At 46.6% G+C, this 20,469-nt stretch carries 18 protein-coding genes; 8 read left to right on the forward strand and 10 right to left on the reverse strand.

The window, feature by feature from the left end:
* Positions 1-205: 205 nt before the first annotated feature.
* From CUJ83_RS02720 to CUJ83_RS02740, 5 genes are all read right to left on the reverse strand, one after another.
* A complete protein-coding gene (locus CUJ83_RS02720; protein ID WP_230740371.1) occupies positions 206-3,646 on the reverse strand; it encodes a PAS domain S-box protein in 3,441 nt (1,146 codons plus the stop codon).
* Positions 3,647-3,891: 245 nt separating this feature from the next.
* On the reverse strand, positions 3,892-4,494 hold the full coding sequence (gene pdxT, locus CUJ83_RS02725; RefSeq protein WP_230740373.1) for a pyridoxal 5'-phosphate synthase glutaminase subunit PdxT: 603 nt from the start codon (positions 4,492-4,494) through the stop codon (positions 3,892-3,894).
* A 105-nt stretch (positions 4,495-4,599) separates the two neighbouring features.
* Positions 4,600-5,214, reverse strand: a complete 615-nt coding sequence (locus CUJ83_RS02730; protein WP_230740375.1) for a hypothetical protein — start codon at positions 5,212-5,214, stop codon at positions 4,600-4,602.
* 149 nt (positions 5,215-5,363) lie between these two features.
* Entirely contained in the window at positions 5,364-6,374 is a 1,011-nt protein-coding gene (locus tag CUJ83_RS02735) for a homoserine dehydrogenase (protein ID WP_230740377.1), read from the reverse strand.
* The gene (locus CUJ83_RS02740) at positions 6,375-6,878 is read right to left on the reverse strand and encodes an amino acid-binding protein (RefSeq protein WP_230740379.1); all 504 of its coding nucleotides are present in this window, start codon (positions 6,876-6,878) and stop codon (positions 6,375-6,377) included.
* Positions 6,879-6,964: 86 nt separating this feature from the next.
* On the opposite strand from CUJ83_RS02740, the gene CUJ83_RS02745 reads away from it, so the two are divergent.
* Positions 6,965-7,480, forward strand: a complete 516-nt coding sequence (locus tag CUJ83_RS02745) for a nitroreductase family protein (RefSeq protein ID WP_230740381.1) — start codon at positions 6,965-6,967, stop codon at positions 7,478-7,480.
* A gap of 574 nt (positions 7,481-8,054) precedes the next feature.
* On the opposite strand, the gene cyaB is transcribed toward CUJ83_RS02745, so the two are convergent.
* Entirely contained in the window at positions 8,055-8,591 is a 537-nt protein-coding gene (cyaB, locus tag CUJ83_RS02750; RefSeq protein WP_230740383.1) for a class IV adenylate cyclase, read from the reverse strand.
* A 118-nt stretch (positions 8,592-8,709) separates the two neighbouring features.
* Here cyaB and CUJ83_RS02755 point away from each other — a divergent pair, with 118 nt between their 5' ends.
* Both CUJ83_RS02755 and CUJ83_RS02760 read left to right on the forward strand, forming a co-directional pair.
* Positions 8,710-9,396, forward strand: a complete 687-nt coding sequence (locus CUJ83_RS02755) for a hypothetical protein (RefSeq protein WP_230740385.1) — start codon at positions 8,710-8,712, stop codon at positions 9,394-9,396.
* Between the two features lie 121 nt (positions 9,397-9,517).
* Positions 9,518-10,183: an HAD family hydrolase gene (locus CUJ83_RS02760; protein WP_230740387.1), complete on the forward strand. Its 666-nt coding sequence runs from the start codon at positions 9,518-9,520 to the stop codon at positions 10,181-10,183.
* A 51-nt stretch (positions 10,184-10,234) separates the two neighbouring features.
* On the opposite strand, the gene CUJ83_RS02765 is transcribed toward CUJ83_RS02760, so the two are convergent.
* A complete protein-coding gene (locus CUJ83_RS02765) occupies positions 10,235-11,185 on the reverse strand; it encodes a heterodisulfide reductase-related iron-sulfur binding cluster (RefSeq protein ID WP_230740389.1) in 951 nt (316 codons plus the stop codon).
* A gap of 213 nt (positions 11,186-11,398) precedes the next feature.
* Here CUJ83_RS02765 and CUJ83_RS02770 point away from each other — a divergent pair, with 213 nt between their 5' ends.
* The 5 genes from CUJ83_RS02770 (at position 11,399) to CUJ83_RS02790 (ending at position 15,516) form a co-directional block, all read left to right on the forward strand.
* Positions 11,399-12,439, forward strand: coding sequence for a hypothetical protein (locus CUJ83_RS02770; RefSeq protein ID WP_230740391.1), 1,041 nt, complete (start codon positions 11,399-11,401; stop codon positions 12,437-12,439).
* 108 nt (positions 12,440-12,547) lie between these two features.
* Positions 12,548-13,252, forward strand: coding sequence for a peptidylprolyl isomerase (locus CUJ83_RS02775; protein ID WP_230740393.1), 705 nt, complete (start codon positions 12,548-12,550; stop codon positions 13,250-13,252).
* Between the two features lie 124 nt (positions 13,253-13,376).
* Positions 13,377-14,054: an FKBP-type peptidyl-prolyl cis-trans isomerase gene (locus CUJ83_RS02780; RefSeq protein WP_230740395.1), complete on the forward strand. Its 678-nt coding sequence runs from the start codon at positions 13,377-13,379 to the stop codon at positions 14,052-14,054.
* A gap of 194 nt (positions 14,055-14,248) precedes the next feature.
* A complete protein-coding gene (locus tag CUJ83_RS02785) occupies positions 14,249-14,581 on the forward strand; it encodes a PadR family transcriptional regulator (protein WP_230740397.1) in 333 nt (110 codons plus the stop codon).
* A gap of 8 nt (positions 14,582-14,589) precedes the next feature.
* Positions 14,590-15,516, forward strand: a complete 927-nt coding sequence (locus tag CUJ83_RS02790; protein WP_230740399.1) for an HAAS signaling domain-containing protein — start codon at positions 14,590-14,592, stop codon at positions 15,514-15,516.
* 977 nt (positions 15,517-16,493) lie between these two features.
* On the opposite strand, the gene CUJ83_RS02795 is transcribed toward CUJ83_RS02790, so the two are convergent.
* The 3 genes from CUJ83_RS02795 to CUJ83_RS02805 form a co-directional block, all read right to left on the reverse strand.
* Positions 16,494-16,937 carry a UPF0179 family protein gene (locus CUJ83_RS02795; protein WP_230740401.1) on the reverse strand — a complete coding sequence of 148 codons (444 nt, stop codon included), beginning with the start codon at positions 16,935-16,937 and terminating at the stop codon, positions 16,494-16,496.
* A 228-nt stretch (positions 16,938-17,165) separates the two neighbouring features.
* Complete coding sequence (locus CUJ83_RS02800; protein ID WP_230740403.1) at positions 17,166-19,535, reverse strand: FAD-dependent oxidoreductase; 2,370 nt, start codon at positions 19,533-19,535, stop codon at positions 17,166-17,168.
* Positions 19,532-20,467, reverse strand: coding sequence for a CoB--CoM heterodisulfide reductase iron-sulfur subunit B family protein (locus tag CUJ83_RS02805; RefSeq protein WP_230740405.1), 936 nt, complete (start codon positions 20,465-20,467; stop codon positions 19,532-19,534). Before CUJ83_RS02805 ends, CUJ83_RS02800 begins: the two co-directional genes overlap by 4 nt.
* Positions 20,468-20,469: the final 2 nt, after the last annotated feature.

Below are 20,469 nucleotides of genomic sequence, written 5' to 3' on the forward strand. Positions count from 1 at the left end.
CACTAATTTGTTAACCACGAAGCGCACGAAGGCGAATAAGGTATACAAAGGACTTTCTTAGAAGGTTTAACATATCTTAAAAAAATGGTGGTCCTTTGAGCCCTTCGTGCGCTTCGTGGTGAAAGCTAATGTTCCATTGTTGCCTTTGTGTTGAAATAGAAGATATAATAATATTATGAATTACCGAAACGCATCACTAAGTAAATCATTCGACAGAAACGTTCTCTTCGTAAGCGGCAGGCACGATCACCACGAATTTACTGCCTTTGCCATGGTCTCCGGGGACCCTGTCCTCAACCCAGACCCTGCCGTTGAACTCTTCCACAAGGGTTTTCACAAGGTACAAACCTATGCCTTTTCCAGTGGCTTTCGTCTTACCTCTTTGAAGCCGGGTGAATATGATCTCCTTCATTTCATCCGATATGCCCGGGCCGTTATCCTCTATGATGAATTTATAATATTTTTTACCGTCCTCGTATATTTTAGTGATATTGATGTCTATGGTCACACTATCCGCAGAATGCTTAATAGCGTTCCATACGAGGTTTTCAAAAACGTCCTTTAATAATACGTTAGCAAGGACCTTGAATCCGGGTCGGTGAACATAATTAATGGTCACGTCCTTACCGTGTATATGAGAATATTCTTCGCTAATGGTTTTTAGTAATTCTCCCGCATCGATTATCTCGGACTTTATCTCCCCTTCTTTGACCATCTGGATCTTTCGAACGTTCTCTATAAGCTGGGAGCTGTTCTTCAATGAATCCAGGGACTTGATCAGCAAAAGCCGGTCTTCTTCTGAGAGTTCGAGTTTTTCCAGGGCCATTTCAAGATATCCCATCCCCGCCTGATTCATATTATTGATATCATGGCTCATGAGGTCGAGATAAAGCTCTACCTGAGACTTAGCCTCTCTCAGAGCCTCCTCAGCGCGCTTTCTTTCGGTAATGTCCTCATGGGTACCCAGCATGCCGATGACGTTACCCCATTTATCATGCAGGGGTATCTTATTTATGTCAAGCCATGCCTTTTTACCGTCCGCCTGCCTGACTTTTACGATTATGTTGTATTCCGGCCTGTCAGAGTCCATCACGCGGCGGTCATACGTTCTAAATGTGATCGCTTCGTCTTTACTCCAAGCAAGGTCGAAATCGGTCTTTCCTGCAATGTTCTCCGGGGCACCGATACCCGACACCTTCGCGAAATTAGTGTTACATCCCAGATATACCGAGTTAAGGTCTTTCCAGAATATTGACTGGGGGATATTATCTATAACAAGCTGAAGCATCTCCCGCTTCTCGTACAGCTCTTCTTCTGCCTTCTTTCGTCCGGTTATATCCGTGCCTATGCAGATGATCTCGGAGACTTTCCCCGTCTCGTCAAAAATAGCCTTGTTAGTCCATGCGACCCATACACGCTCTCCGTTCTTACGGATATTTTCATTTTCATTGTACTGATATTGTTCAGGATGTGAGATTATATTTCTGATGACACCTGAAAGATTACGGCCAAAAGTATCTGTTTCCGGAACGATGGTGTCAATGACGTTCTTTCCCATTATCTCCTCTTCATTATATCCGAAGAAAGACTGCGCGAACTCGTTGAAAAATATTATATTGCCTGCGGGGTCCATTCTTAAAATGATACTGTTCGCATTCTGCACGAGTTCCCTGTACTTTGCCTCGCTTTCCCTGAGCGCATTATCCACGCGCTTAAGCTCGGTGACGTCCCTTACAATGCTCGCGTACAGCATTCTGCCCTTTATGTTCACCACCTGGATATGGACTTCCACCGGCATTACAGTCCCGTCCTTCTTCAAGTGGGCGGACTCGTACACTGCACGTCCCGTGGTAAATAGTGACTCCATACGAGGCCTTATGAGCTTTTTGTAGTCCTCCGTCAGAATGTCCCTCAGTTTCATTCCCAGGAGCTCTTCTCTGGTATATCCGCGGGTCTTATATGCGGCTTCGTTTACGTAAATTATCTTACCATCAAAGTCATGTACAAAAACGGAGTCTGTGGCGCTGTCAAGCAGCAGCGACTTGAATTCAAGCTCTTCCTGGGCCTCTTTTCGCTTTGTGATATTGACGATGCTCGAGACTGCAGACATGATACGGCCATCCTTATCTATCACCGGAGCGCTGCTCATGAGCACTGTCAGTCTCCTGCCGTCCTTATGGCAGATCACCACTTCTTTGTTGTTGATATATTCGCCATGGTACAATGACCTGGAAAGCGGCAGGTCCTCCGGATGTACCGGGCTTCCGTCCGGATTTAAAAGCTCATAAGAGGTCGGCCCCATATCTTCCGCATATCCGAACGCAGGTATATCAAAAAGGTCTTTTGCGCAGTTCGTAAAATACGATATCTTACCTGTGTTGGATTCAGCCACGACTACCCCTATCGGGACGGTGTCCAGGATCGTCTGTAACGTCCCGCGGGCCCGGGCGAGCTCAGCAGTCCTTTCTTCAACCCTTATCTCAAGCTGATCGCGGGCTCTTCGCAGCTCCTCCTCCATATTCCTGCGGTCGGTGATGTCTACATCCATGCAGTAGACTTCAACGACCGAGCCGTGTTCAAATATGGGAAAAATCGAAGAATATACCCATCGCTGTTTACCGGCCTTTGTAAGGACTTTCCATTCATTACCCGATGAAGACTCCCCTGTTCGCACTATGTGACCTAGCGTTTTTTCAAAGGTGTCCGTCTGGTCCGGACATATCAGTATATCCTGCATCTTACGCCCGATGACCTCTTCGACTTTGTATCCATACAGATCCTTACTGGCCGTGTTCCAGTGAAGGATCGTCCCCTCTTTATCAAAGCCCTGTATAGCCACAAGAGGCGTGTTCTCAAAAATAGCCTCGAAACGTTTTAAAGCGTCCATAAGAGCTTCTTCTGCAAGTCTCTTTTCGGTGATGTCCCTCAGGGACTCGATAGCGCCGATGAAATTGCCTTCTTTATCGCAAAGCTTTGTGGCAGTGCCGTGTAGATAAACGTTCTTACCTTTGAGCCTGGCCTTTATCGAAGGGCATTCGAGCTTGCCGTCAGCCTTATACACATACTTATATTTTGTTAGCTCCTCATCAGGCAGGTCCACAAGGTCGATCAGCATCGGGCCTCTTCGCCCGTAAAACGGAACGGAGTATTCATGATCGCCCTTTCCCATCATGTCTCCGGCTTGGACACCGGTCATATCCTCCATGGCCTTGTTCCATGCTACGACATTATGGTTATTATCGATGATCAATGTGGCATCCGGATAAAATTCTATGATGTTAGATAGCATCCTGTGCGATTCATTCAATTTATCGTACAGGAGGTCCTTTCTTTCTGACAGGGACCCGACGACGACCGCCACTATGACAAATATTATCGCCCTTATTAAAGAGTTAGGCATGACCGTGCCTGAAATTATCACGTTAGATATAACATGGAACAAGCCCAGGAACAGAGCGACATATATGGCTTTTTTACGGTACCAGAGGCCTGCCAGGATAATAGGGATATAAAATAGGTGAGTGAAAACGATGTCAATACCCAGGTATATGTTAACATAGATGGTCAGGAGTATGCATAATAAAAGAAGCGATCCCAGTATAATAAGCCGGAATTTATTCTTCTGTGAGCTTATTCTCTCGAACATATCTATGCGCCAGCATTATTTCTACGCTAACTACCATTTTTCATATTATTCGTTCATTTTATATATTTCTAAGTATATTAATCATTATTAGAGCAAGCAATTATTATATAAGGTCGGCCTTATCCTTACTGTACAATGTTTTATAATCGATTTATAATAATTATCCTTTAAGTATAAATAATAAACATATCAATCAAATGAAAATAAATTTAACGTATTTTTGTTTTTAAAAAAAAGTAATGTCATTACTTATTTTTACTCTCTACCATACCAAAGAAATATTTATGGATCCGGAGATCATCCGTAAGCTCCGGATGGAATGCAAGCGCAAGTAAATTTCCCTGCCTGGCGGCCACTATGAGGTCGTCGATCTTAGCCAGTACTTCGACATTCTCCCCCGCCCCGGTGATTGCTGGCGCCCTTATAAATATAGCATTAAATGGCGGGCCGTTTATTAGCTCAGGCATGTCAAGCTCCATCTCGAATGATTCTCTCTGCCTTCCGAAAGCGTTTCTGTTGACGGATATATCCATGATCCCCAGCAGCCTCTGGCAAGTCTTTTCGACCTGATCGTCGCCTTTATTTGCCATCATGATAAGCCCGGCACAGGTACCCATCACGGGCATGCCTTCTTTTACCCGGTCCTTGATCTCCTGAGCTATGCCCTCGGACCATGCGAGCCTGCAAACAGTAGTGCTTTCTCCCCCGGGGATTATGATCGCGTCGCAGGAGGGGACTATGCCCTTATGCTTTATCTTAACGACTTCGCCTTTACCATTAAGCGCTTTCTTAGCGGCCTCGACATGTTCCTCTACGTTACCCTGTAAAGCTATAACTCCGATCTTCATTTTACTGCACCAGATTAACGGGGTTATCATGCACGTACAAGCTTTAAAACTTTTTTGTTAAAGCCGGATAAAACGAATGACGGCTTATTCGGGGTATATCGCATATCAAGATGTTTCAGCAGCCCCGGATGCTAAAGGGACAGTATCCCCCCGATGATCCCCCAGTAAATGCCTTAGTTCCCTGAAAAATGAAGCTTCCCTGTCCGAGTCTTTCGGAGCTTTTATGGGCACTTCCATAAACGGTATATAGATACCTCTTTTTCTTAGCTCTTCCGCAAGTATCTCCACGTTTATCCCGGATGACCTGACCTCGCATGCGGACTCAAGTTCGCGCACTTCGATTATCTCGAATCCACGCCTGTCAGTCCTGTGGCTGCCCCATGAAAGTCCGCAATTTGGGCTGCCCTCGACTGCCAAAAAGCATACAGGCTGATAGTGTCTTGATACGAACTCTTCGACAAGGTCGATTTCTGGCTGCATTATTTCTTTACAGTGTTTTCGGTAAAAGGTATTATCATACTGCTGCCTGCCCATAGGCCACCTTATGAGGCCGTTGGCCGTAGTTTCAGGGCATGGAAGTTGTATTATACCCACCCCATTTTCCAGCAGATATGAGAACAGCCTGCTCGACAACTGAAAATTCCTGCCGGAGAGATATACTCTGCAAAAAGGGTTTAGAAGACAATTAGATGATAAAATGAACCGTTTTTTCCTGGTCAATTTCGTATCCCCATTTTACTTGAAATGGTATATAGAAATCAGTTGATGATAAAAAGTACAAAAATATTAATTTATTTTTCGTTTTTGTTTGAAATTATGAGGACTATGGCTAAACGCCATATGTCCTGAGCCAAAAATAGTTAGAGCTTTTAGTCTTTGCTCGATGCGATATACATCATATCGCTGAGTATCGCGCTCGCTGTCTCTATAGACCCTGCGCCTTTCCCTATGACCATGATGTCTCCGGCGAGTTCGGTCTGCATGAGGGCGGCGTTCAGTGTTCCCTGGACTGCCAGCGGATGTGTTTTCGGCACAAGCCTCGGGCTTACTCTAAGGATGCTCTCCTCCCCGTTCGGCCTGACCTCTCCGATAAGCTTAACGACATAGCCGTCATCGCTCGCCAGTTTCAGGGCGTCAAGGGTGATGCTTGAGATGCCTACGATGTCGACGTCGTCCAGCTTTACGTCCATGCCGAATACTGCGTTAGCCAGTATCACGAGCTTAAGTGCAGTATCTATGCCTTCCACGTCATAGGTCGGGTCCGCCTCGGCATAGCCCAGCTCCTTTGCTTCGGACAGGACCATATCATAAGGCAGCTCCTCGGTGATCATGCGCGTGAGAATGTAGTTGCAGGTACCGTTGAATATGCCCATAATGCTCTTTATCTTATTACCAGCCAGCGGAGTGCGGGCCAGGTTAAAGACGGGCATAGCGCCCCCTGCGGTGGCCTCAAATAAGAGCTTAACGTTGTTCTCCTTCGACAGGCCCAGGAGCATCTTATACTGGTTTGCCAGTGGGCCTTTATTCGAGGTCACAACATGTTTGCCGCGGGATAATGCCTCGATTATATAGGATAAGCCAGGCTCTCCGGTCCTGGCGTCCGTCGGCGTGACCTCTACAAGGATGTCATAGTCGACGTTCTTTACGACGTCCAAGCTTGACATGCTCACCCTTTTTAGTGTGCCTTCGCGCTTTTGCTTCAGCGCAGACGATATATCGATCCCTTTCGGGTCCAGCACTGCGCCCTTAGAATCTGTGATGGCGACTATCTTGAATTCGGCATGCGCCTCATCGAATATGCCGTTGCGGGACGCGATGACCTTTGCGACTCCCTGGCCGACACTTCCGAAGCCGACGATAGCGACCTTAAATGACCTCAATCACATCCCCTCCGTGTCTATGGGCTCTATGATAAGCAGTTCCTTTTCCTTTGAGATGTCCCTGAGAAGCTTTACAGCCTTCTTCATCTCATCTTTGCCGGTCGCGTTTATCCCGATGCGTGCGGATGATTTTAAGTTAATGCCGGGCATGCTCATTGCGAGGTCGACTACCTCCGCATAGCCCGTTGAGTCGATCTGGTCAATAGTATCGCGAATGTCGGAATGGATTATGTGTCCCACTATCAGAATGGTCTCGTGCACCAGCAGCTTTGCCTCATCTACCCTGACCACCTTTATATCCCTCGATTCGAGCTTATTCTTCAGCTCGGTCAGGCCGTCCTCCATGTCGACTATGACCTGTATGGGGATAGTGCCGCGCGGTGTCCGGTTCTCGTGGTGGTGCACTACGCTTACAATATTACCTCCCGCGTCCGATATCGGCTCAAGGGCCCTTACCAGCTGTCCGGGGATGTCCTTTAGCTCTAGATCCATCGTTATTCTCATAAAAATGCCTTCCGCTGTACAATTGACCGTTTAAAAGGCTCGATACTATTAGTAGCCCGGACAAATATAAGTTTATTGGTGCGACAATGGATGTATCGGAAGCGATAGAAACAAGACGTGCGATCAGGTCTTTTAAAAAGGAAAGGCCGTCAAAGGAGCAGATCAAAAGGATATTACATGCGGGCCATATGGCGCCCTCCGCGGGGAACCTTCAGGGAAGGGATTTCATCATTATCGAGGAGGACAGTATCAAGAGGAGCCTGAGTATAGCTGCTCTTGGCCAGACGTTCATCATGGAGGCCCCTGTTTGCATAGTCTCCTGCGCCAATACACCCAGAAGCGCCTCCAAGTACGGTTCCCGCGCCGCGATGTATGCTATTCAGGATGCGTCCATCGCGGTCATGAACATGATGCTGATGGCGCGAGATCTGGGACTGGGCACCTGCTGGGTGGGAGCCTTCGATGAAAATAAAGTTGCGGAAATACTGGGTTTACCGGACGGCGTACGCCCGGTGGCAATAGTTCCTCTCGGATATCCGGATGAAAAGCCCGAAGCGCCGCCCAGGCTTGGAGACAGGATAGAGCACTGGAATGGCTGGTAACTGCATATATGCTCATGGCCCGGTATTAGATATTAGGTGATTGAGTCGTTAACAACAGTAACGCTTAGTAGTCTATTCCCCATATTCGTGAGTCATATGGATATCCTGATTACAGAAATGAAGGATATACGAAAGTTATTTGTTAACCACAAAGCGCACAAAGGCGAACAAGGAACACAAAGAACTTTTTTAGAAGATTAGCATATACTAAAAAAAATTTGTGTTCATTGTTCGCCTTCGTGCGCTTCGTGGTTAACAGTTTAGTGTACCTTGTTCGCCTTCGTGCGCTTCGTGGTTAACAGTCTAGTGTACCTTACTCGCCTTCGTGCGCTTCGTGGTTAACAGTATAGTGTACCTTACTCGCCTTCGTGCGCTTCGTGGTTAACAATATAGTGTTCCTTGTTCGCCTTCGTGCGCTTTGTGGTGAAAAAGAAACTATAAAACTTAGAATTAACAGGACACACCATTTATTAAGTTCATCTCAACGACTCAAAGACGAGTTAATTCATTAAAACGATCAAAAATCCATCAATTAACTATACCATCATAAAAAAATCATGGAGCTTTAAAATCCTTAAAGCCCTTTATTTTTTAGAAGTATCATTTCAAGGTAAGATTCGCGAATGAACTCTCCCTCGATGCCAAGGCTTTTTATCAAAGAGAACAGCTTTTCCCTTTTTTCATCGACCTCGCCCATGCCGTTCGCCTGCATCTCGAACTCGATAAAATCCCCCAGACCGTCCACTCTGTCAACACATATCTCCGCGTCCATTAAATGATATATTTCACGCTGCTTTGATACGCTCAGAGTCTTCTTAAATCCCAGCGACAGGAGAATATCCTCCATTTTTGAATAATTATCGACCTCAACCTCAACCTCTTTTCTGGTCTTGCTTTTAAGGTCGAGCTTTTTACCTTTATAGGTCATATAGACTTTACCGGATTGCTCCCTTAGCCTTAACGCTTCATCGGTCTCCCCGAAATCCCTGTGAGGCGCGTTATAATAAGAGTCCGTCTGGCGAACCGATTTTTCAAATACTGCGCCGGCGTCCTTTAAAACCTGTATTATGTCATTATTGCCGGACCTTACTTTCATTTCAACTTCTATCATCCATGTATCAAAGGTCAATAATGGATATAATCTTTTCAGATATTTGCCCCATCATTTTAGATTATCCCGTAAAAAATGGCAGTATAAGTGATGAGTTCGGAGTGTAATAAATCATATCATGAGCGCATTAGACCTGGCCAAAGCGCTTGCTTTAATAAGTATATTTACCTACCGGTTTTCGAAAGGAGCCTCATCGGTAGCGGGCGGCATGAGCTATGATGCCATGAAGGCAGTGGACATGTCCGGATTGATGGAATACCTGGCAGGGAGCGACAGAGTATCCGCAAGAGACGTTCTTGAAAAGTATAAGCAATATTACATTTCCAGCGCAGATAAGACGCGGGCAAGGCTAGAACTGGCAAAGTCAAGGGTTAAGGCTGCGTCGATAAGCGAAGAAGAGAAGAGATGGCTGATCAGAAAGCTTGAGGAAGGCACAGGATGGCTCAAGGAGCTCGGGTCAAAAATTGCATCGGCGAAGGGAGAGGCGGGATTTAATAAAGTGACTACGGGCATATTTGATAAATGGCATCTGATCAAATTACTCCCGTCCAGCGCCGAAGGATGCGCGTTGACCGCCTCGATGCGGAGCGATATTAAAAGGATCAGAATGAATAGCGGGCTTACGAGCGAAAAAGCCGTGTACTTATCGGAGGCCGGGGATCACAATATACGGGCATATAACCTATTCCGCACCATTATGAGACTGGATGTGAGATCTGACCTGTGGGAAGCCGAAGAGATGAGGCTCGAAGCATATAAGGAAGCTTCGGCGGCCTTAGAAAAGTTGAAAAAGATAAACGGATGACATTAGCGGGCTATGATAATGCCTTATATCGATATATTGCAGATAATATGGCGCGACCCGGTATCATGAAGTATATTTGTTACCGGATAATTTTTTAAATATCCATTTTAAATAGTATTTTATGACAGTATCAAACAAGCCTGAGGCGGTCATACTGGACATAGATAATACAGTACTCTCGTGCGACCTCAGGCGGGCTTTGTTCTGTTCGGAGATCCTGGGCAGGCATGTTTCCGAGGAAGAGGTCAGGCATGACCTTTATTGCAGCAGGTTATTGTCCGGGAAAATGCAGGAGAGATATTTTAACGCATTTTTATCAACACGCCTGATGTCCGTCGACGTGCCGTATCCCCTGGCTGTCGATACCATAGAGGTCATAAGGGACCGAGGCGTGAAGATCGTGTATCTTTCCGGCAGGTTCAAAAGCCCTGCGGATAAGGAAAAGATCACGATAGAGCATATGAAGAGGCATGACCTTTACAAAGACGGCGACGTGGCTATCTTCAAGCCCTCGTCGAGCGTACATGATCGGGACTTTAAAAAAGACGCCATATCTTCTTTGAAAAGAAAATATGATATTTTATGGGCTATGGAGGATACTCCCCGGAATCTCAGAGTATTCAAGGACTTCGGCATATTCAGCGTGGGTATAACGACTAGCTACCCGCCCATAAGATTTGATTTTGCCGATCTTGTGGTCGATGGATGGAGCGAGCTAAAGAAACTGATAGAAGAAAAGAATGATTGCGCTTTTCATGATAAAAACGATCAAAGTAACGTACAGTAAAGACGTTAAGCATTAATGACAGTAATGGTGCTGGAAAAGGATAATGGATTGTCAGCAGCCGTGACCATCCAGTAACATATAGATATCCGAGACCTTACCCGGCTTCAAAGATGACAGGTTAACGTAGCAGAACGGGCAGTATGTGACTATCTTTGCGGAATTTCCGTCTACAACTTTCCTTGCTTTTGAGCTTGCAAGTGACTTATCGAAGGACATAACGCCCCCTCCGGCGCCACAGCATGGGCCTGCGCTTTCCTTTCTGGAACCCGGGAGTATTTTACGCACGGTACCGGCTTTTTCTCTGGCATGGCATGGATCCTGGATCGCGAAGTCGCCTTCTAAAGTAGTCGATCCGCTCAATAAGTCAACGGCAAGGATGACCTCCGGGTCGAATCCATCCTGTCCCCGGTAATATTTATTGAAAGCATTGTAACAGCCCGGACAGATCGTTATTATCCGTTTAACGCCGGCCGTTTTGAATTTTTGTATATTTTTCCTGACGGCCCCGGATCCAGATGCCCGGTCCCCCATGTTGAATAATATGTTGCCGCAGCAGGTCTCATCGCTTATCGTGCTGTATTCGATGCCCTTGCGTTTTAGCAGGTTTTCTGCCGCCGTTAGTATTTCCGGAGTTTTATAGGTGGGTGTGCATCCTCTGAATAGCACGGTCTCTTTGATGCCCCCGGTATTTTCCCTGCGTACAGGCATCATGCCGTATGGATTACCGAACTCGTTGATGTTTTTGTTTATCCTGGTCAAATGAGGCGCAACGAGGCCTTTGTTCACAGCAGTGTTTCTTACGCTCAGATTCAGGTCCGCCAGCCTGCAGTTATTACATAATGCACACCTGTAAAGTCCGTCAAGGTCTTTTTCATTCAGGCTGCCGGTCACCCTTGTCTTTAAATAATAATATAAAGAGCTTAGCGGTAAGCAATCTCTTGTATCAATGTTTTCATCATATGTCTTACTGGATATTTTTTGAGTAATTGATGATCCCTCCATTTCGGTTCGTGTTTTTCCTGTCGATCATCGGCTTTATAGCGGCTTCGCCGGATATTTCGCGGGAAGCGCTCATAATATCAGGTAAAAAGGTATGTTTAACATACTGTTATTACCAATTAAATCGATGTTATGTAAGCTATTTATTGATTATTGATTAAGTTAATATACCATGGTATATCATTAAATTTTAAATACTCTGGAGTAAGATATGCGATGGGCGGCAGAACAAGAGCGAGAGGAGAAAAAGAGCCGACAGGCAAAACCAAGTCAACCATTCTCCTGTATCTGGCCAATAACGGGGAGAGCACGTTCACGCAGATCAGGATACACCTGCAGGAGCAGTGTAACATAAAAAGTTCCAAGGACGTAAGGCTGCACCTGGAAGACCTTGCATCCGACGACAGGTTTGCGCTTATCGACAAGATCCCCCATGGTAACGGCAACGCTAATTCATACCGTATCAGGGATGGCTTCACCGGCCTGAAAAGGCTTCATAACTTCCTGAATAGATACGGCGCTGTGCCTGCATTGATGAAAACCCGGTACTTCCGTGACTATACGACCTCAAGGGACTTCATAGTCAAGGCAAGGGCCAACATCAGCCGGAACACGACGCTGGCGCTATACGATAGCATTATGGACGACAAAAAGTACGAAAAGCTCAAGTCGTTGCTGCGGGACATCTCCGAAGACGACAGGGCGATGCTGATCGCATGGATGGACAGGATCAGGTGTCATGACCGTGACGATATGGATTCGGGTGGCTTCCTGCTGGTACTCGACTCGATAAAGTCCGGAGACATCGACAGGCTTGGCGACATCATGAACGATTTCGTGCAATTGAGCGGTGTGATGGATACAGGAGCTGCCCGGGATAAATTCAGCAGGCTGATGTTTGAGCTGGCTATCCCCGAAAGCCAGAGAGAAAAGTTTTCGGCCATTTTACGCCTTTCACCGGGCGCTTTTGACTACATGCTGAACTCTACGTCTAGCAACCCGCTATTCCCGCCGAACCCGTTCCCGGCATACGTCACCAGCATGATCATCTCACGCATGTTTCGCGGGCAAAAAGCGCTGTTCGACGAAAGTATGGGCAGGTGGGCGGATTATGTGTCGACGATCCCAAAATTATCCGGCGAGCCCCCGATATTGCTTATAACAAGGTCGCTATTCGTGGCCGACATGGTCCGCGGCGACCTGGCGGTGAAGGAAGTACCCGATGAGACGCTAAGGCTGATCTTCTCCGATACATGAAAAGGTGATGGGATAATTATTAGTTCATACTGGTGACACACTTTTTCACCGTAACAATTATCAAACTAAAGCGTAATTATGACTAAAAGAATTTAACAGGTGTAAATCATGGCAGTTCAGAAAGGAGATTACATTAAGCTTTCATTCACCGGTAAGCTACAGAATGGCACCATATTTGACACCACGGATGCGAACGTGGCAAAGGAATACGGCCTGTATAATGAAAACGCGAAATATGGGCCTCAGACCGTTATCGTCGGAAAGGGCTTCATAGTACCGGGATTAGATGAGGATTTGATCGGACAGGAAATCGGAAAGAAGACCGAGGTGACATTACCGCCCGAGAAGGGATTCGGTATCAAGCGCCTTGAGCTCATCGAGACAGTGCCCGTAAAGAAATTCAAGGAGCCTGTAAGGCCGGGAATGAGAGTCACGATGGGCCAGCAGACCGGCATGGTCGAAAGCGTAGCAGGCGGCAGGGCAAGGATAAACTTCAACTCACCCCTGGCAGGCGAGACGCTTACCTACCAGTACGAGGTAGACTCCATCATCGAAGGCAAAGAGGAAAGGATAGCAGCGACCCTTGAGATGTACACGGGCCGCGACATCGAGTACAGCATAGACGGCGACAGAGTCATCATTGAGGTTCCGAAAGAGTTCACTTTCAACCAGAGATGGGGATTCGCCAAGAGCGCCATAGCCGCACAGATAATGGAACTTGAGAACGTCAACGCAGTCATATTCCAGGAAACTTACAAAAAGGAAGAAGCAGCCCCAGAGGCTGAAGTTGCGGCAGAGGAACAGAGCGAATAAGCTCTTATGATGTTACTTGAAAGGCTGCCATTGTCTTTCAATTAACATTTTAGATCTTTTTATAAATAGATTAATTAGTTTTAACTTATAAATAAAGTCTTAACGACTATTGCAGGTTTTTATTATGTCGACAAAGATCGGAGATATTATCAAGCTTACGTATACGGGCAGGCTCGAAGACGGCACTATATTTGATACGACAGACGAGACTGTGGCCAAAGAGAATGGGATACATCAGGAAGGAAGACCGTACGGTCCTTTAGCGGTCGTCATAGGCTCGGGTTTCCTGGTCCAGGGTTTCGAAGAGGACATCACGGGTAAAAAAGCAGGATACAAAGGCAGCGTCACTGTACAGCCAGAGGTCGGCTTCGGTTTAAGGAGGGTCGAGCTCGTCGAGACTATCCCTGAAAAGAAATTTGGTTTTGAGGTCAAGCCCGGAGATGCAGTAGAGGTCGAGGGCAGGATGGGCGTAGTGCAAAGCATGTCAGGAGGCCGGGTAAAGGTCGACTTTAACGACCCTCTCGCAGGCCAGGTCATAGTCTATGAATATAAGATAGAGGACGTGATCGAAGATAAAAACACAAAGATAGGCGAGATAATAAAGCAATACGTCGGCAAAGACGCTAAATACAAGGTCGATAAGGACATGGTAACGATAGAGGTGCCCAAAGGGCTTTACCTCGATGACAACTGGCTTATCGGCAAGTTCATAGTATCAAAGTTCCTGATAAGGTTCGTCGATGTCAAGAAAGTGACACTCATCGAGACCATAGATGAGAACGATTTCAAAGAAGAGATATAATTGAAGCCGTATCACGAAAGTCCTGTTCAGACCTTTCGTGATCTTTTTTTGAACCCTGAATGACTGGCGCTCATTTTTATTCTCTCATTACTTATGGGGTAATCCCAAGTTTTATATACCTAGATATATACAGTATAGTGTGTTATATAACTATATGAGTCACATAATATTTAGAGTGACTATGAGTGATGCGAATGGCTGATATCCTGGAAAGGTTCGAGACCGAAGTTAAAAGAGGCGTGATGCAGGTAGCCGTCATGTGCCTGCTGGATCAGGAAATGTATGGCTATGACATCATAAAGAGCCTGAAGGAGAACGGCCTTAACGTTGAGGAAGGGACGCTTTACCCCATACTGAGGCGTCTTGAAGATGAGGGGCTTCTGTCGAGCCGTTGGGAGACCGTGGGCCCGAGACCAAGAAAGTACTATATCATTACTGACAAAGGTAAAGATGTTAGAGTAAAACTGCTGGCATCGCTAAGGTCAATAATGTTCGCAGTGGATAAGATAGCTGTACAAATGGTGTGAGGGAGAGCATGTACGATAAGATTATAGATGACTACCTGAATGATGTGACAAGGGATATGGACCCGAAACTAAAGAGCGACGTGAAAAGAGAGCTTAAGACGCATATCCTTGATAGCGCAGAAGCGCTTGCATCGGAGAGGTATGTTCCTGCGGACGAGAACATTGTAAGAGAAGTGATCTCAAAAATGGGTTCCCCGAAAGAGATAGCCTCCAGGTATCCTTCCAGGAAAGGATCCAAGAAAGCAAAAGAATTCATGGACGTGTTAAAAGTACTGGCAGGATTAATTGTAGCATTCACTATCGCCGGTATCGTTATGACGATGATAGCACCGGAATTAGGGCTTCCGGTACATCTCATCCTGACCGGTGTCGTTCCGGCCATGATCATTGCTGTCATTGTAATAAGCATTATCTTCGCGATAATTTATATTTACGAGTCCAGGCTAAAGATGACTTATGAGGAAAAGATCAAAAAGATGAACGAAAACCTTGAGAAGCCGTCTTCACCAATAAGAGTGGCTATAATCACTATATGTAACCTGGTATTCCTGGCAGTAATAAATCTCTACTGGGATAAAGTTCCTGCCATCATAGTCTTTGAGGGAGATAAGCCCACAGGCATTGTGTCGTTATTCTCTCCGGATTTTGCGACATTCATCCCTTACATTAATATGCTGATAATTGCGACGATAATCGTTAACCTCCTGTATTTGCTGATAAAAAGTAAATGGATACCGTCGGCACTGGAGACAGTTCTCGGTATAGCAAGCGCGATCCTGATATACGGCCTGATCACCATGTTCCCGTTCAATCCGGAACTGATTTCGGAAATTGTCCTCGGTATAAAATTACTGCTGGCGTTTGTCTTGATCATGACGCTGTTCGGGGCGGTAAAAAATCTCTGGCAGGCGATAATACTGGCGATCGGGAAGTAAACAGCTTCCCTATCCCTGTTTTTTGTAATAAGTATATCTGTCCTGCAAGTTACTGGTTTTTAGTTAATATGTTGATAAACCCTTTTCTTACCACAAAGGCGAACAAGGAACACTTTTGATGGTCTCTGTAAAGACGTGTATGTACATCCATCATGGGATCGATGTTTTGCCGTTGTGCCTGTCGGATGGCAGGTAGGCACGTAATTTCACAGAAACACAGAACCACAATTTTTTTAGAATTTAAGATCACGAAATCTCTAAAGTTCACTCACCAAACCACAAATGCTCCAGTATCACCGTCAACGCACTAACACCTCAAATACACGGCTCAACGCACAAACTTCTCTAAGTCACCAACTCTAAAACAAGACCCGAACATTCTCCAAAAACACGAAAGTTTAACTGCACGGTTGACGCTTACACGACTAATATATCCCTGCCATATGTCAGGCGAACACAGACCGGGATATTAAACTTTAGTGGTTTGGAGAATGTTCGGGCCTTGTATTAGAGTTGGTGACTTAGAGCACTTCGAGCGTTGAGCCGTGCATTTGAGGTGTTAGTGCGTTGACGGTGATACTGGAGCCCTTCGTGGTTTTTGTGAGTCGGATTTTGGGGTCTTTGAGCCCTTAAAAAATCATATAAAAAATTTTTGTGTTTCCGTGTTTCTGTGAGGTTACGTGCCTACCTGCCATCCGACAGGCATAACCATAAAAACTATATCTCAAAGACCATTTAGTAAGAGACATTTCTCATTCATAAAACCTGATCAAGACCCCGCTCATCAAAGATTTCGTGGTGAAAAATAGCTCTTTTTCATCCTCCCTGATCCAAAGCAATGTAATTATAGAATAGATAAGAGCTAAAGAAGCCACGGAGCGGATATCAAAATATCGGCAAGAGTTAACGATACAAGAACAGCGATGGAAAACTTTGAAAACTGGATGAGAAGGCTGTATTTATACAGCCAGGTCATTTTATACTCTAAGCTCTACTTTTTTAAGGGTCAGCCCCTTCGGGCATGTGATGTGATCATCGCCCAGCACTTCGGCTATTGTATACTTGTCACCGCTGACAAGTCCGGTAGGATGGCATATCTCATAATGAGGGCAGGAATCTTCACATTCGGGCTCCTCATATATGATCCTGGATCCGTTGAAAGCCTTGCGTGACTCTATCATCGCTATTATCGGACATGGGACCACTTCGACGGCCTTGACGCTTGTATCGTGGAGGTAGCAGTCGTGCTCCATGCCGTTCCTTAAGGCGACAACACGGTATTTTTTATTCCGGTCAAGGTTTATACAGGTATTCTTTAACTTGCACTTTTCACACTCGCCCACAGCGCCGCGAAAGATAAACTCTGTACCCACCTTTGCAAGTTTACTGCCGATTAAAGTTATTGTAGTAGATTCGCTCATGTAAGTCACTCCTGAAATTCTGATATAATAAGGATCAAAGTAATAAGTATAGCATGATCACTTTAGATATTAGACTACCTATAACATTAAAAAGTTTCTCTACCAAATATAAAAAACCAGACCATCGGGCTTATTTTGGTTTTGATCGGTCGAACGGCTCTTTATAGACGTTTATATGCCTGTCGTCAGGAAAAATACTACGATCATATGGCTGACCGCCGAAAGATGCTATCGAGGTATCGCTTCGTTCTGAACTGCCTGTGATCCTGCCTGGATCGTCCCGTTAATGTTCTTTAACTCCAGCATATGGGCAAATCTTTCCATCCTTTTCGCCATGCCGCGGAAGTGAGGCAGGTAAGCCTCGTAATAAAATATCCTGTCCGGATCTATGCCGAGAGCAGCCGCTTTTTCCTTATGCTCGTTAACACGCTTTGCTACGTTAGCTCTAATGGCACCGCTTGATGCGTTCACTGTGCCGTCGCCGAGAAAGATGCCCAGCGCACCCCTTTCGAAAGCGTACAGGAGGTGTTTCGTTTCAAGACGCATAACCGAAGGCAGCCGTATTATACGGACCGATGACGGATAAGGCACTCTGTTGGTGCCTATGTTATCGGCAGCCACGTATGCGATCATCTCATCAAGGAAAGCCAGTATCTTAGGCCCTCCTGCCAGCAAGGCGTCTATTCTGGCATAAATTTCCTCGTCGCTGTTCGAAGGCATGCTGATGGCGTGCTCGGGGCACCTGCTGATACAGCCGCCGAGACCTATGCATGACAGCGGGTCGATCTTTATCGTGCCGTTCTTATACGGGGCATTGTAAGGGCAAAGTTCTATGCACTTGCCGCATCCGCTGCACTTTTCCGGGTCGATGACCGCGAATTTTGGCTCTATTGATATCGTTCCGCCGTTGACGAGTTCCGCCGCCATGGAAGCGGCTGCCTTTGCCTGTATGATAGAGTCGGTGACATCCTTTGCTCCCTGTGCCGTACCGCATACGAAAACCCCGCGCGACGTAGTCGATACCGGCTCCAGCTTCGGGTGTTTTTCTTTGATGAAAAGTTCCTGGGTAAGTCCGATATTCAGCGCCCGGGCAGTCTCTATCGTGCCCTCCGAAGGCTCCAGCGCACAAGACAGCACGACCATGTCCGCCTCTATCTCAAGAGGGCCGTTACCGAGAGTGTCTTCGACTCTGACAAGCAGCGTCTTTTCTGGCGTCTCAATGACCTCGCCCACCCTGCCGCGGACGAACTTTACGCCCTTTTTCTGGACTTCGCGATAGTAGTTCTCAAAAGTGCCCGGCGCACGTATGTCAGTATAACAGATATACACTTCCGTGCCCGGGAAATGATCGGAAATGAAGTTCGCATGTTTTAACGCCGTCATACAGCAGATCTTTGAGCAATACGGTAATGAGCCGGGCTTTTCATCCCTTGAGCCGACACACTGTACCATGACTATACGCTGCGGGACCTTTTCGCTTACCGGCAGCATAAGTTTGCCCAGTGTAGGCCCGTTGACCGCAAGAAGCCTTGCGAGTTCCATCTGGGTGATCACGCCTTCGTATTTTTTATAGCCAAGCTCATATTTTTCCGACGGGTCAAGCTCGTTGTGGCCCGTTGCCACTACAATGGCGCCGACCCTTAAAAGCCTTTTAACCGGCTCTCTTGACAGGTCTATGGCGCCTGCGCCGCATTCCTTGACGCATTTGCCGCATTTTTTACAGGCTTCATCATCTATAGTATATGCCGTCGGGACCGCCTGCGGGAAAGGCCTGTATATGGCAGTTCTTTTCGAAAGCCCTGCATTCCATTCGTCCGGCACGCTTACACAGCATACACGTGAGCATTTTCCGCATGATGTGCATATTTCGGGATCCACGTATACAGGGCCCTGCTCTATCGTGACTCGAAAATCCCCTGCATGGCCTGCTATGTTTACCGCCTTTGAAAGAGTCAATACCTCTATGTTCTTATTCCTGGATACTTCGCCCATCAAGGGCGCAAGCGAGCACATGGCGCATTCTTCGGTGAGCCTTTCGGGCGAGAAAACTTTCCCTATTTTTACCATATTTCCGCCGATGCTCGAGTTTTTCTCGACGAGGTATACCTTAATGCCATGTTTAGCAAGCGACAAAGCTGCTGTGATGCCGGCAATGCCTCCGCCGATGACCATTGCGCTTTTCTCGACGTCGACATGGTATTCTTTCAAAGGCTTTGCCTGCCTCATTGCAAATATCGAAGATCTCACGATATCGGCCGCCCTTCCGGTCGGATCATCGCCGGAGACCCAGGAGCACTGCTCCCTGATGTTCGCTATGTCGACAAAATTAGGGTTCAGGTCCGCATCGGTCACGCATTCCTTGAACGTGCCCTCGTGGACGTTCGGGGAGCATGCGGCGACAACGACGCGGTCAAGGCCAAGCTCTTTTATCCTGTCCTTTATCAGCGACTGGCCTGCTACAGAGCACAGGTATGGAAAATCCTCTACACACCTTACACCTTCTGCGGATACGCGAGCTTTTAGCTCCTCGATGTTCACCGTGCCGGAGATGTTATCGCCGCAGTGGCATATGAATACGCCTATAGATGGGTCTTTCATTTTTTAGTCCCCTTTATACCTATCTTTTCCAGAAGACCGTCTACAGGCACGATGTGCATGTCGAGGCCTATCTCTTCCGGGCCTGCCCCGAGCATGAGCGCTACGAGCTCGGAAATGTACAGGACGGGTATGTCAATGTCGCCAATGGAGCCGGCCAGCGATTCCTGGTAATGGTCAAGATTAAAAATACAGCCGGGACACTGTGTTATTATGACGTCGGGGCCGGCGTCCCTGATGCTTGAGAACTTTCTTTTAAGTACCTCTTCCGGGTATTCGCTTTCCGTGAGCGTATGGTGGAATCCCATGCCGCAGCATAGCGAGCGTTCCCCGTATTCCACTATATCGCAGCCGAAAGCTTTAGCGATATTATCCAGCACCATGGGACGCTCGAAATTACCCGATGCCACGTCCCTGTAAAAGATTTTCGTATAATGGCAGCCGTGATGGGTTACGGCTTTTATGCCCGATAACGAGCGTACTGACTTTGCCGTTATATCGTCAAGCCTTGCTAGAAATATCTCAGAAATATGATTGACCGAAGGGGAAATATCGTAATCTTTACCGATCTTATAAAGAACACCGGCTGTGCGATCGCGTAAGTCCGCGTCCTTTGACAGGATGTCCTTACATTCTTTTAAATTGCCATACGAGGTAGGGCAGCTGCATACGATGTTTTTATTAGTATCTCCTGCTGCCAGCGAAAAATTTCTTGCGTTGAGTGCCAGGTTAGTGCTCAGCGGCATTACTCCCGTATGATATGCGAACCCGGTGCAGGAGGAGTGCCGGGGATCATCCGAGTAATCTACGCCGATCCTGTCCAGCACGAACCGGATGGCTATCTCTATGCCCGGGTACATCGACCCGGCGACGCAGCTTTTGAAAAGATAATAATTATTATCTGGTACTTTTCCCATGGCCGTATTATTCAGCATGT

Origin of the sequence: Methanooceanicella nereidis, from assembly GCF_021023085.1 — an archaeon.
Taxonomy (GTDB): domain Archaea; phylum Halobacteriota; class Methanocellia; order Methanocellales; family Methanocellaceae; genus Methanooceanicella; species Methanooceanicella nereidis.